5 protein-coding genes are annotated in these 13,744 nt (G+C 66.6%); 2 read left to right on the forward strand and 3 right to left on the reverse strand.

The window, feature by feature from the left end:
• Positions 1-51 precede the first annotated feature (51 nt).
• The gene (locus ACRC0P_RS03885; RefSeq protein WP_438628474.1) at positions 52-6,201 is read left to right on the forward strand and encodes an OmpA family protein; all 6,150 of its coding nucleotides are present in this window, start codon (positions 52-54) and stop codon (positions 6,199-6,201) included.
• A 14-nt stretch (positions 6,202-6,215) separates the two neighbouring features.
• The gene (locus ACRC0P_RS03890) at positions 6,216-8,648 is read left to right on the forward strand and encodes a prealbumin-like fold domain-containing protein (protein WP_438628475.1); all 2,433 of its coding nucleotides are present in this window, start codon (positions 6,216-6,218) and stop codon (positions 8,646-8,648) included.
• A 39-nt stretch (positions 8,649-8,687) separates the two neighbouring features.
• Here ACRC0P_RS03890 and ACRC0P_RS03895 read toward each other — a convergent pair whose 3' ends face one another.
• From ACRC0P_RS03895 to ACRC0P_RS03905, 3 genes are all read right to left on the reverse strand, one after another.
• Positions 8,688-10,535: a monovalent cation:proton antiporter-2 (CPA2) family protein gene (locus tag ACRC0P_RS03895; RefSeq protein ID WP_438628476.1), complete on the reverse strand. Its 1,848-nt coding sequence runs from the start codon at positions 10,533-10,535 to the stop codon at positions 8,688-8,690.
• Positions 10,536-10,617: 82 nt separating this feature from the next.
• Positions 10,618-12,261, reverse strand: a complete 1,644-nt coding sequence (locus ACRC0P_RS03900) for a cation:proton antiporter (protein WP_438628477.1) — start codon at positions 12,259-12,261, stop codon at positions 10,618-10,620.
• 125 nt (positions 12,262-12,386) lie between these two features.
• Positions 12,387-13,744: cation:proton antiporter (locus tag ACRC0P_RS03905; RefSeq protein WP_438628478.1), on the reverse strand; the 1,358-nt coding region annotated here is incomplete at its 5' end.

Below are 13,744 nucleotides of genomic sequence, written 5' to 3' on the forward strand. Positions count from 1 at the left end.
GGCTACCTCCGCGGTGGCCCTGCTGCTCTTGATGACTACGGGAATTTTTCAATGGCTCACACACTGCAGGAACAGGCTGGCAGTGCCCCGGGGGATTGGTTTCATTCCCTGTCTGCGCGCGCGCCGGCTCTGCTGCTGTTCGCCGCCGCGGTATTTCTGGCGGGCATACTGCTGCCCGGTTCCCGGGCGCTGGCGGCCGGTTCGGCTATCACCAACACGGCGCATTCCAGCTGGACCAACCCGAAAGCTCCTTCCGTGCCCGTGTCGGTGGATTCCAATGATGTCAGCCTGACGCTGCTGGAAATCCCTGCCTGCACCCCCTCGGAAGCGGTCTTCTACCAGCATGTGCCCAGCGCCTACCCTGTGCCCGATGCCCGCAAGCGCAGTTTCGATGGCGGCGCCTATGCAGGCGGCGCCGGTGAACGGGAATCCCTGGAGGCGCCGGCAGCCCTTGACGGCACAGCCCTGGCGCCGGAGGCGGTGGAATCCCTGCCCACCGGTATCTACCATGCCGGCGAACCCGTGTTGGTTGCGCTCAAGGACGGCAACCGCAACATAGATCCGGATCTCCGCGAAACGGTGGAGGTGGCCCTGAACTCCGCTTATTCCAGCGGTGACCTCAACCCCGACGGCGCCGCGCCCGAGCGGGAAACTCTCTACCTGCTCGAAACCGGGCCGGATACCGGCGTATTCGCCGCGGCCGTGCAGACTTTGGCGCCGTCGCCAGAGCGCGAGCCGAAAGACGCTGACGGCCGGTTGGTGCTGGGCGTCAACGCCCGCCTGACTCTGAATTACGAAGATCCCATGTGCGCCGGCGAGACGGCGCAGGGCCTGGTGCTGGTGGATCCCCTGGGCGTGGTGTTCGATTCGGTCGACGGCACCCCCCTGAGCGGGGCCACCGTGTCCCTTGTCAATGCCGGCGACGGATCACCCGCCACCGTCTACGACGACGACGGTGTCACCCCTATCTCCAACACTCAGGTAACCGGCGGCGGCTCCCCCTTCTTCCGCTTTCCCTATGTACCGCCGGGAGACTACCGCCTGCTGGTGACGCCCCCCTTCGGCTATACGGTACCCTCCACCGTGGAGAATGAAACTATGCCGCCGGCGCCAGACGGCACCCCCTACCAGGTGGTTCAGGGCTCCCGGGGCGAGGTGTTCAGCCTGGCTCCGGGCCCGGCGCTGGTGGTGGATATTCCCGCCGACCCAAGTGGTGAAGGGCTATTGCTGCAGAAAAGCGTGTCCAATGGCGAGGCCTCTGTGGGGGACTTTCTGCAGTACCGATTGCAGCTTCGCAGCCTGATCGCCGCCGAGGCTTCGGAAGCCACCATTACCGACGTGATCCCCGCGGGCATGCGCTACCGCGCCGGATCTCTCAGTCTGAACGGTGAACGGCAGCCGGACCCAGTGATCTCCGCCGACGGCCGCACGCTCGGCATCCCCGTGGGCAGCCTCGCCGCCGGCGCCGAGCTGGAGCTGCGCTATGTGCTGGAAGTGGTCGCCGGCGCGCGCCCCGGCGACGCGGTGAACAGCGCCAGTGCGACGGCGCTGAATCCAGGCGGCGGTGCCCTGAGTTCCAACCTGGCGCAGGTGGCGGTGCGCATTACCGAACCATTGATGAGCGATCGCTTCACCCTGGTGGGGCGCGTTTTCGGCGGCGACTGCAACACGCCCTGGGAGGAGCGCGATGGTGTCGCCGGCGTGCGCCTGTTGCTGGATGACGGCACCAATGTGGTGACCGATGCCGATGGCCGCTACCACATGGAGGGGCTGCGCCCCGGCAGCCACGTGGTGCAGCTCGATATCGGCAACCTGCCCGCCGGCTGGGAGCCGGTATCCTGTATCGACAACACCCGCTTCGCCGGCAGTGCCTATTCCCAGTTCGTGGACGCCCGCGGCGGCAGCCTGTGGCGCGCCGATTTCCAGCTGCGCCCCGCCGAGGCCGGTGTGCGCCTGCACACCGAAGGGGCGGGAGTGACAGACCTGGTGGAGAAGGTGGAGCCGCGCAAATTCACCTTCCGCGGGCGCTTCGCCTCCGGCGACGACCGGCTGCTGCCCGAGTCCACCGCGCAGTTGCAGGCTCTGCTGCGGGAACTGAAAGGTGGCGAGGTACTGGCGCTGGAAGCGGTCGGTCACACAGACAGCCAGCGGCTGTCGCCGCGCGCGGCGGCAAAATTCCGCGACAACTACGGTCTCTCCATGGCCCGCGCCGGCACAGTCGCCGATGTGCTCGGTTGGGCACTGGGGCTGTCTGCCGATCGCGTAACCGTGGGCGGAATGGGTCCGGATCAACCGCTGGCCGCCAACGATACCGCCGCCGGCATGGCGCAGAACCGCCGCGTGGAGGTGACTGTGTACGGCCGCGTGGGGCCGGATACGGTGGTGGTGGGCGAGAGGCTGCGCCGCCGCCACCACATCGACCTGGACACCGGCGGCGGCGCCTTCACCAACCTGCGCGTTACCGCCAAGCTGCCGGAGGGGCTGCGCTACCTGGCCGGCTCCGCGCGTCTCGACGATGAGGCGGTGCCCGACCCGCAGCAGAGCGGCGAAATGCTGTTGTGGCGCCTGCCCGACGGCGCGGCGGAAAAAACCGGCGGAACAGAGCCCTTCCGGCGCCGCTTCTCTTTCCAGACAGAGGCGCGGCATTTGCGGGAGGCGCCCTGTGACCGGGATTTGAGTATCAAAATCAATGCCCTGGTGGACACGGCGGCCGGCGGGAACCTGCGCCTTCCAGTGGCGGAAAACCGCCTGGGTTGCGGAAAAACCGCCGAAGATGGAGCAGCGCGGGACAACGGCAAAGAGCACAGGGAAAAAGTCGACAGCGGCCGTCTCACCGTTGCGCTGACGCCGTCCGTCGGCGGGGAGGAGCCCGTTGCCTCCGATTCCGGGGCGGCCCCGGATGTCTCCAGCATCAGCGCCGCCGGCGGGGATGTGGACTGGTCGGCGCGCGCGGCGGGGCAGGCGGGTTTTCTGTTTCCCCCGGAGAAGCACAACCCGCGCGCTCCCGCACTGCGGGCCGTAATAGCGCACCGCACGGGTGAAAGAGTCGAGCTCACCGTAAATGGCAAGCCGGCGCCCGCGCTCAGTTTCGAGGGCGTGGAGCAATCCCCCGGGGGGGAAACCGCCATCAGCCTGTGGCGCGCCCTGCCGCTGGTGGAGGGTGACAACCAACTGAAGGCGCGGCTGCTCGATGACAGCGGCAGGGTTCTGGATAACTTCACCCGCCGGGTGCACTTCGCCAACACCCCGGCGCGCGCCCTGCTGCTGGAGGAGGAGTCCAGCCTGGTAGCGGACGGCGTCAGTCGCCCGCGGGTGGCGGTACGCATCCTCGACCGCGACGGCTACCCGGTGCGCGACGGCATCACCGGCAGCGTCGGTATCAGTGTTCCCTACGAAGCCTGGCAGAGCGCGGACACCCGCCAGCAGCGCCAGTTGGCGGGTATGGACGGATACCAGCCCCAGTACCGGGTGCAGGGCGACGAGGGTATTGCCTGGATAGAACTGGCCCCCACCACCCGCTCCGGTGCCTTCACCCTGGATTTCCGCTTCCATACCGGCGCGGATACCAGCCGCACGCAACAGTTGCACGGCTGGATGGCGCCGGCGGCGCGGGATTGGGTGGTGGTGGGTTTTGCCGAGGGCACCCTGGGCTACGACACGATCGAGAGTCATATGGAATCCCTGCCGGACGGAGAGGAAGAGGGGGTCTACACCGACGGTCAACTCAGTTTCTACGCCAAGGGCCGCGTGCTCGGCCGCTGGCTGCTGACCATGGCCTACGACAGCGACAAGCCCCGCGACAATACCCTGTTGTCGCCCATCGACCCGTCGCGCTACTACACCCTCTACGGCGACGGTACCACCCAGGTCTACGGTGCCGTCAGCCGCGCAAAGCTCTACGTGAAGATGGAGCGCGGCCAGTTCTACGCCCTCTTCGGCGACTACGAAACCGGCCTCGACAAAACCCGCTTGTCCCGCTACAGCCGCACTCTCAACGGCTTCAAGGCGGAAAGCGGCGGCGGCCCGCTGGTGTTCAACGTCTTTGCCGCCGATACGGAACAGACCTACGCCCGCGACGAAATCCAGGGCGACGGCACCTCCGGCCTCTACCGCCTCAGCTACCCGGGCATAGTGCTCAACAGCGAGCGGGTGCGCATTGAAACCCGCGACCGGGTGCACAGCGACCGGGTACTGAATAGCCGGACCCTGACCCCCTATATCGACTACGAAATCGACTACGCCGCCGGTACCCTCTTCTTCCACCAACCGGTGTTCAGCCGCGACAGCGATTTCAACCCCGTCTATATCGTCGCCGAATACGAAACCCAGGGCGCCGACAACCGCCAGTTCAACGGCGGTGGCCGCGTGGGCCTGAATCTGCGCGACGACAGCCTGGACATCGGATTCAGCGGCCTGCGGGATGACAGTGCCGCCGGGCGCACCGACCTGGCGGGTGCCGACCTGAGTTGGCGTTTCGCCGACGACAGCGAACTGCGCCTGGAAGCGGCGCAGAGCCGTGGCAGCAGCGCCGGTTCGGAGCGCAGCGGCGACGCCTGGCTGGCGGAGTTGGAGCACCACAGCGGTCGCTACGACCTGCTCGCCTACGCGCGCCGGCAGGACGCGGAGTTCGGCGTCAACCAGCAAAACCTGAGCAATGCCGGCCAGCGCAAAACCGGCGCCCAGGGGCAGCTGCACCTGGCGGACGGATGGTCCCTGCAGGGCGAAGCCTACCGCCAGGAGAACCTGGCCAGCGACGCCACCCGCGACGCCGCCATCGGCAGACTGCGCTACGAAACCCCGCAGGGCAGCGTCAGTTTCGGCGCCCAGCACATAGCGGACGAACTGCCCGCCGGCGCCAGCGGGCCACAATCCGTATCGGAAGCCAACTCCAGCCAAGCCCTGCTCGCCGCCAGCCGGCAGTTGATGGAGGGCAGGCTGGATCTCTCTCTGCAGGCGGAGACGGCATTGAGCGGGGACCAGCGGCAGAGTGCCGACTATCCCGACCGCTATGTGCTGGGCGCCACCTATGCCGCAACCGATTACGCACAGCTGCTGGCTGCGCAGGAATTCACCGAGGGCGACTCGCAGGACACCAGTTCCAGCCGCGTCGGCGTGCAGGTGACGCCCTGGCGGGGCGCGCGCCTCACCTCCACCCTGAACCAGAGCCGCATCAACCGCCACGGGCCGCGCAAATACAGCCAGCTGGGCCTGTCGCAGATAGCGATGCTGGGGGAGAACTGGCGCCTGGATTTCGGCCTGGACTCCAGCCATACCCTGAGCGACGGCGGCGAAACCCCGCCGGTGAACTCAGATGCCAGCCGCAGCCCCTTCGGCCAGTCCTCACTCGCGGCGGTGAGCGAGGATTTCCTGGCCCTGAGCGCCGGTGCCACATGGCGCGGTGACGTCTGGGGCTGGCGCGGGCGGCTGGAATCCCGCAATGGGAAAAACAGCGATCGCCACGGCCTCACCAGCAACTTTCTGCGCCAGGCCCGCGCCGGAGTGGCTTTCGCCAGCGGCCTTGAGGCCTTCCGCAGCGACTACGATGGCGGAGCCAGAGGCGACCTGGCGAGCCTGGATCTGTCCTGGGCCTGGCGCCCGCTGAACAGCCAGTGGTCCATCCTCAACCGTTTGGAATTCCGCTACGAAAGCGTCTGGGATCCAGCGCTCACCGGCGGAGGATTTTCCAACCCGGGAGGCCTGTATGGCTTCGACAGCCTCAGTGCCGCCGATGCCCGCAGCCGGCGCCTGATCAACAATTTCGTCCTGAACCGCGTCTCCCGGGAGTGGACTGCCGAAGACCGCCAGGGCAACCTCTTCCAGCGCTACGAGCGCAACCAGTGGTCCCTCTACTACGGCGCCAAGTATGTGCTGGACAGCTTCGATGGCGAGGAGTACTCCGGCTACACGGATATGCTGGGGGTGGAGATACGCCACGACCTCAGCGAATGGCTGGATCTGGGCCTGCAGGCCAGCGCGCTCAACTCCTGGAATGCCGGCACCCATCTCTACTCCTTCGGCCCGCAGCTCGGCTTCTCGCCGGTGCGCGACGGCTGGATAACCCTGGGCTGGAATCTGCGCGGCTTCCGCGACCGGGATTTCGAGGCGGCCCGCTACACCGCGCAGGGGCCCTATTTGCAGCTGCGCTTCAAGTTCGATCAAAACACCCGCGTTGGTTTTGATGGCGAGACGGGGGACAGGTGATGTTGGCGAGAATAATGCGTACTTATTTCGGCCTGTGGGGGATCTGTCTGTTGTTGGCCCTGGCGCCGGAGGCGCGGGCGCAGATCACACCCACTGCCGCCTTGAAGGATCAGACCTGCCTCGGCGAGCGGATTTCAAATCCGAACTGCACCGCCAAAGAGTTTACCGTGTCGCCCTCCTTCAGCGCCGAGCCCGGCACGCCGCCCTTCTGCGAGGCCGGCGCCGAATTTGAGTTCGTGGTGGACGTGCGCCTCTTCGACAGCAACGCCGACCGCTACAACATAGGCCTGTTCGTGGGCCAGCAGGGCAACGATCCACAAGTAACCAGCAGTGGCAATTTCTGCTCGGTGGCAACCTTCCCCACTACCTCGCCGAGCGGCAATTGGTTCGACGCCGACGGCAACGCCTGCGGCGACTTTTTCAGCGGCGCGGACGACACAGTGCGCGTCACCGAGATCAAGGTGGTGTGCCAGGGGGATAGCGCCACCAGCGCCCTGCAGGTGCCCTATGTGCTCACCTACCAGCAGAATACCGGCGGCTTGTGTTCGTCGCCGGAGGATGTCGAGCCCGGCGGGAAATCCAAATGTCAGGCGGACAGCGCGCTGGTGGACGGTGTGGTGAGCGTCTCCGCCGGCGCCTATATCGACGTCACCAAGGAGACCCAACCCGGCGGCGAGGGCCAGGTGTTTGACTACACTGCGAGCGGCCCGGCCGGTTCCCAGGTCATTGTGCGCCTCGCCGACGGCGTCACCTACACCTCCGACCTCAACAGCGCCGGCAACCAGGCCTCTTTTACCCTGAGCGACGGGCAGACGGCGCGGGTCTACATCAACGCCCTGCCCGCGGCACAGACGCTGCAGATCACCGAGGATCTGGAGACCGGCTGGGACTCCACCGCGCTGATCAACTGCAGCGCCCAGCGCGGTTCCCCCGCCATCACCACCGACGAGGCCAACCGCAGCATCAGTGCGGATCTGGACGAGAACAACTCCGCCGCCGCCTGCACCATCACCAACCGCAAGCTGCCCCGGGTGACAGTCACCAAGGTGACCAGCGGCGACAGCGGCAGCTTCACCTTCACCGGCAACAACGGCTGGACCAGCCAGACCATCACCACCCCCGACGCGGGCACTCCCGAGAGCGGCGCGGCGCAGTTCCTGGCGGCCTTTGCCGTACCCACGGAATTGGTGGAGGTGCCGGAGTCCGGCTGGCGCCTGGCGGGTATCGACTGCACCGGCCTGGGGTCGGGGGGCAGCGCCACCGCCGACCTGGTCAACCACAAGGTCACCCTGGATGCGGCGGCGGTGTCCGAGCCCGGTGGCGAGATCGGCTGCACCTTCAGCAATGTGCGCCAGCGCACCCTGACGGTGACCAAGCAGCTAACCCCCCTCACTCCCTGGCCCGGCGGCGACAGCGGTCTCTTTGTTATGAACGCCAACGGCACCACCGGCCCCGAGGGCGGTGACGGCGCCAGTGCCAACGCGCTGGTGGATGTGGGCAGCAGCGTCAGTTTCAGCGAGAGCGCCGGTTCGGGAAGCTCCCTGGACAACTACGATGCCAGCTACAGCTGCAACACCAGCCCGGCGACCGCCGGGGACGGCACCGCCGGCAGCCTCACCATGCCCAATGCCGATGTGGACTGTACTTTCTCCAATACACGCCGCTCTGCGACCCTAACTCTGCGCAAAACCTGGGTCGATGCCAGCAGTGGCGACACGGTCACCGTCGCCAGCAGCGGCTTCAGCAACGACGCCACTACCGGCGAGGTGGTATCCAGCGGCGACAACACCGCCGCCGGCGCACCGGTAACTGTGTACGCCGGGGAGTCCGCCACCATTGCCGAGACCTTCTCCGTCGGCGACCCCGCCGACTACAGCCTTGCCATCGACTGCAGCGGCAGCAGCGGCCTCGCCGGCAGCACTCTCACAGTGGCGCCCGCCGATACCGATATCGTCTGCACCGCCACCAATACCCGCAGTCTGCCGGCGTTGACACTGCTGAAATGGGTCGCGCCGGTATGGGATCCGGTCAACGGCGCCGACGATCCCAAGGCGATTCCGCAATCCATCAGCAGCTATGCACTGCGCCTCAGCAATGCCGGCGACGGCAGTGTGGATGCCGACAGCCTGGTGCTCAGGGATGCGCTGCCGGCGGATGTGGACTTGTACGTGGGCGACCTGGCGGGGGCCGGTTCCGGCCCCGTGGTGTTCACCGAGGGTGATCCCGCCAGCGGCCTGTCCTGGGAATACACTTCCCTGGACAGCGGCACCGACGGCCTGGACTTTTCCCTGGACGGCATCAACTGGGACTATGTTCCGGTGCCGGATGCCGATGGTTTCGACGCCGCGGTGCGCCATATCCGCCTCAGGCCCGGCGGCGGCATGAACCCCGCCTCCGGCGGCCTCAGCGCCTGGGCGGAGTTCGGCTTCCGTGTGCGGGTAAGGTGACGGCTGCAGAAACGGGCGCGAGGAGCGGAAATTGAGCGGCTAGAGCCCGGGCCTGGATTCCTCCCAGTGGTGATCCAGGTGCAGGTCCTTGTCGCGCCGGTCCTCGCGCAGCGCCTGCAGCAGCTGTTCGCGGTAGATCCGCGTCTCGGCGATATGCCGGGATTCGTCGCGCCAGTAGGGGAACAGGGATTCCAGCATGCGCTGGTCGTGCTGCTTGAACTTGCGCGCTGCGCGCCGCGCCGCCAGCGGGCTCAGGCCCAGCAGCTCCAGCGCCTTCTCGCCGATGGACAGGGCCGAGTCCACCGTCTCGCGGAAGATGTAGGGCACGCCCGCCTCCATCAGCGCATAGTGGTGCATGCGGTTGCGGGCCCGGGCGAGGATGGTCAGGTGGGGGAAATGCTTCTGCAGCTGGGTGACGATTTCCAGCGAGGCGGCCTGGTCGCTCAGGGTGAGGATCACCAGCCTGGCGTTGCGGGCGCCGGCGGCGCGCAGCAGGTCCTCCCGCGAGGCGTCGCCGTAGTAGGCCCGGATGCCGTAGCGTCGCACCATGTCCAGCTGTTCCGCGTTGCGTTCCAGCAGGGTGGTGTCGAAGTCGCAGGCGTTGAGCAGGCGCCCGGCGATCTGCCCGAAGCGGCCGTAGCCGACGATGATCACCGGCGAGCCCTGATCCCGCGGCGGCTCCTCTTCCGGCCTGGGCGGCTCGCCGCTACGCAGGTAGCGGGGCATCACCCATTGCTCGTAGATCAGCAGCAGTATCGGCGTCAGCGCCATCGACAGCGCGATTATCGCCACCAGCAGGCTGCTGGTGGCGCTGTCAAGCACCTGGTTCTGCGCCGCGAAAGTGATCAGCACGAAGCCGAATTCGCCGGCCTGGGCCAACGCCAGCGCGAATAGCCAGTTTTCACCACGCGCCATGCCGATGGCCCGCGCGAGGGCGAACAGCACCGCGAATTTCACCGCCACCAGCAGCAGTACCAGCCCCAACAGCAACAGTGGTTGTGCCGCCACCAGTTCCAGGTCGAGGCTGGCGCCCACGGCGAGGAAAAAGAGCCCCAGCAGCAGCCCCTTGAACGGCTCTATGTCCGCTTCCAGTTCGTGGCGGAACTCGCTCTCGGCCAGCATCACCCCGGCGAGAAAGGTACCCAGCGCCGGTGACAGCTCCAGCCAGCTCATCGCCGCCGCCGAGGCCAATACGATCAGCAGTGCGCTGGCGGTGAACAGCTCGCGGGTGCGGGCGCCGGCGACCACACGCAGCAGCGGTCCGAGCAGGTAGCGGCCGGCGGCAATAAAGGCTGCGATGACCGCGACCACCGCCAGCGCATAGCGCCAGCCGGTGAGGCCTTCGTCGCCGGCGACCGGCAGCTCGCCGCCGGCCAGCAGCGGCAGCAGCGCCAAAATCGGGATCACCGCGATATCCTGCAGCAGCAGTACCGCAAAGGCGCCCCGCCCGCCCTGAGTCTTAAGCAGGTTTTTCTCGCTGAGGGACTGCAGCACTATGGCGGTGGAGGACAGCGCCAGAATCAGACCTATGGCGATGGCGCCGCGCCAGCTGCGCCCGAACAGCAGCAGCGCCAGCAGGGTGATGACCGCGGCGGTGACCAGCAGCTGCGCGCTGCCAGTGCCGAATATTCCGTGGCGCATCTGCCACAGCTTGCGCGGTTGCAGCTCCAGGCCGATCAGAAACAACATCATTGCCACGCCGAACTCGGCGATGTGCAGCTCCTCCCGGGCGTCACCCACCCAGCCCAGCAGGTGCGGGCCGATCAGCACGCCGGCGGACAGGTAGCCGAGCACCGACCCCAGCCCCAGGCGCTTGGCCAGCGGTACTGAGATGACCGCCGCAGCCAGGTAAATCACCGCCTGTAGCAGGAAGCTGTCGTGTTCCATCGAAATCCTTATTGATCAGTACTACTTGCCCCGTTGCCGACGGAGAGGCCCGGGTGGCCCCGCTACCGCGGAGCGGTTGGATTTATCGCTTATCGGTATCTGTCGGGCACAGCCGGTCCGCCGCCTCCCGCGCCGCGTCCGCGTAGGGAACCAGCACTAGGTCCACGCCCGCTTTCTCGAACGGCTCGGCGTCCCGGCGGTTGGCTACCGCCAGCGCCACTTTGCCGGGGTAGCCCTGGTGGCGCAATCCCTGCAGCAGGGTGCGGTTGATTGCCGGGTCGCGCATGGTGCTCACCACCCAGCTCACCCGGGACAGCGGCAGCGAGGCGAGGAACTCCGGGTCTTCCGCGTCCCCATAGCGGGTGTCGAAACCCTCGCGGGCGTGGCGGCGCACCGCTTCGGGGTCAAAGTCCACTGCCAGCAGGCGGCACTTCCGTTCACGCAGACTGCCGGCCATCGCCGCACCGAAGCGGCCGAGGCCGAACAGCAGTATATCCACCCGTTCTTTGCCATCCACCAACGCGTCCACCTCCCGGTGCACCACCCGTCTCTCAAAGACCGAAAGCCAGGGGGCCAGCCGCTCGTACAGCGGGTGTGAATAGAGAATCATGTAAGTGGAGGCGCTGATGGTGATCAGCCCCACCAGAGTGATCAGCCCCAGGGTCTCCCGGCCGATGTGGCCGAGGCTGAGACCGAGCGCGGCCAGGATCAGTGAGAATTCGCTGATCTGTGCCACCGTGAGGCCGGCGAGGAAGCCGGTGCGCTTGCGATAACCCATGTGGCCCATGATCGCCATTACAATCAGCGGGTTGCCGACCAGTACGAACAGCGAGAACACCAGCGATGGGCCCAGCTGCGCACCCAGGGCGCCGAGGTCCAGGTTGGCGCCCAGTTCGATAAAGAAAAACAGCAGCAGGAAGTCGCGCAGGCTCACCAGCCGCGCCGCCACCAGCTCGCGATAGGGGGAGGAGGCGATGGATATCCCGGCCAGGAAGGCTCCCACTTCCTGGCTGAAACCCAGTGCCTCGCCCGCGGCGGCGCCGAGCACCGCCCAGGCGATGGCGAACAGCATCAGCAGTTCCGGCGAGCTCGCCAGGTGGTGCAGCAGCGGCGGCAGCAGGTAGCGCATCAGCAGCGCCAGTGCCAGCAGCATCGATACGCCCTTGGCCAGTACCTCCAGCGCCGTCCACGCCAATTCCGCACCCTTACCGGCCTGGCCCAGCGCGGTGAGGCCGATCATCACCAGCACCACCACTATGTCCTGCACGATCAGGAAGCCTACCGCGATACGCCCGTGCAGCGCGTCCACCTCCCGCTTGTCCGAGAGCAGCTTGATGATGATGATGGTGCTGGAGAAAGTGAGCGCCACCGCCACATAGAGTGCGGCGACGTGGGACATGCCCAGCAGCAGCGCGATCAGGTAACCCACCACCGAGGTGAACAGCACCTGCCCCAGGCCCGTGGCCAGGGCCACGGGCCCCAGGGTGCGGATGATGTGCAAATCCAGTTTCAGCCCCACCACGAACAGCAGCAGGGAAATGCCGAGGCGCGCGAACAGCTCCACTTCGTCGGAGTGCACCACCCACCCCAGCCCCGAGGGCCCGAGCAGGATACCCACCGCAATAAAAGCCACGATCAGCGGCTGGCGCAGTTTTTGCGCCAGGGCGCCCGCCAGTGCCGCTACCGCGAGCACCGCCGCCATCTGCACGAACACGGACGGCCACACGGTGCGCTACTCCCGGAACCGGAGCTCGGAGGCGAAAGCCGCCGCGGCCTGGTGAATGACTGTCTGCAGCGGGAAACTGGTTTCTTCCATGGTGACTTACCGGCTTCTTGTCGGTGAATTTGCCGCTACTGGACCGGCTCCACCGCCGTCTCCGGTTCGGCGATATCCCGGCTGCGCCGGATCAGCGGCGCTATGGTGGAGCCCTGCACCACGATGGAGAAGAGTACCACGCCGTAGGTCATCACTACCCACAGGTGGCGTAGGTCCTGGCCCTGGATCATGGTGTGGCCGGCGGGAATGGACATCGCCAGGGCCAGCGCCAGGCCGCCGCGCAGGCCGCCCCAGATCAGGATGCGCTCGCTGTAGGGGTGGTACCGGCGGTGCATCTTCAGCAGGGTGAAGGGGACGGTCACCGCCAGGGTGCGTGCCAGCAGCACTATGGCGATGGCGGCGGCGATCAGCAGGTAGTCGAAGGCGCGCAGGTTGATGGTGATCAGGAACAGCCCCACCAGCAGGAACAGCAGGCCGTTCATAAAGTCCTCGGTGGTGCTCCAGAAGTTGTCCAACTCGTGCTGGCTCACCCGGGAAAACCCCTGCTCGCGGGTGAAGTTGCCGATAATGATGCCGCTCACCACCATCGCCAGGGCGCCGGACACGCCGAGAACGTTGGACAGGGAAAAGCCCGCGGTGGGGATGACCAGGGTCAGCAGCAATTCCAGGCTGTGGTCGTCAGTGGAACAGATCAGCCAGTGGAACAGACCGCCGATGGCCAGTCCCAGCGCCACCCCGCCGAGCGCTTCCACCGCGAACAGCTCCGCCACTGCCGGCAATGTGGGCTGGCCGCCCTGGAACGCCACCGCGAAGATCACCGTGAAAATCACCAGGCCAAAGCCGTCGTTGAACAGGGACTCCCCCTCCACCTGGATGGCGATCTGCTCCGGGGCCCTGAGGCTCTTGATAATCGCCAGCACGGCGATGGGGTCGGTGGGGGAGATGAGCGCGCCGAACAGCAGACAGTAGACGAAGGCCACAGGCATGCCTACAAATTGCAGGAACCAGTAGAGCAGCACACCCACGGCAAAGGTGGAGATCAGCGTGCCCACCACCGCCAGCAGCGTGATCTCCAGTTTCTGGTTGCGCAGTTCCAGCAGGTCGATATGCAGGCTGCCGGCGAACAGCAGGAAGCCGAGCATGCCCTTGAGCAGCAGGTCCTGCAGGTTCAGCAGCGGCAGCAACTGATCGGCCCAGTTGCGTAGCTCCACCAGGTCCAGCTTGCCGAGCAGGATTACCACCAGCGACAGGCCCAGGGCCCCCGCGGTGATGGCGATGGTGGTCTGCGCGCGCAGCACATACTGGTTGAGGAAGCCCAGGAGCACCGAGATGGCCGCGAGGAAACAAAAGGTGTAATAGACTTCCATATCGCGCGCGGGCTCACTTCTCGGGGGTTGTAGGTGCCCTGTAGGAGCGGGCCATGCCCGCGATC

Source organism: Microbulbifer sp. (assembly GCF_051659245.1).
Classification (GTDB): Bacteria; Pseudomonadota; Gammaproteobacteria; order Pseudomonadales; family Cellvibrionaceae; genus Microbulbifer.